This is a genomic window from Aerococcus sp. 1KP-2016, from assembly GCF_002252085.1.
Classification (GTDB): Bacteria; Bacillota; Bacilli; order Lactobacillales; family Aerococcaceae; genus Aerococcus.
The window spans coordinates 1-539 of record NZ_NEEY01000111.1 but is presented as its reverse complement, the minus strand read 5'-3'; the positions used below and the strand labels follow the sequence as shown (position 1 = coordinate 539).

Below are 539 nucleotides of genomic sequence, written 5' to 3'. Positions count from 1 at the left end.
AAAAAAGATCCATAGTTTTCCTATAAAATAGATGTACCAACCAACTATTAGAAGGAGAAAACTATGAATCCATACACACATCTTACCATGAATGAGCGAGAAACAATATTCCTAATGTATGAACAAGGCGAAACTATCGGGCATATATCCGAGACCCTGGACCGTTCTAAATCGACTATCTCAAGAGAATTACATCGTAATTCAAACAAGGACGGCAGTTATTCACCGTCAACTGCTCATGGAGAGTATAAACGTAGAAAACAACTATGTGGCAGACATCGCACGCTAGATAAAGACGCTATTTTCCAGTTGGTCAAACGACTATTTCTCAACGAACAATGGTCTCCAGAACAAATTTCTGGTCGTTTGAACCTTGAAAATGCCAAAAATAAAATTAGTTATCATACTATCTATCGTGCAATTTATCGTGGCGACTTCGATGAGCCTGGTTTATCAACCGGTAATCGAGGCGCTATCCGTAAATTAAGACACAGAGGTAAAACACGCCATTCTAAAAATCACGTAGAGAGAAGAGGAAA

General features: G+C 38.6%; 1 protein-coding gene. It reads left to right on the top strand.

Going from position 1 to position 539, the window contains the following annotated elements; translation table 11 throughout:
- Positions 1 to 63: 63 nt before the first annotated feature.
- Positions 64 to 539, top strand: a 476-nt coding sequence (locus B9P78_RS09620) for a helix-turn-helix domain-containing protein (protein WP_148138609.1), incomplete at its 3' end; no start/stop codon positions are given.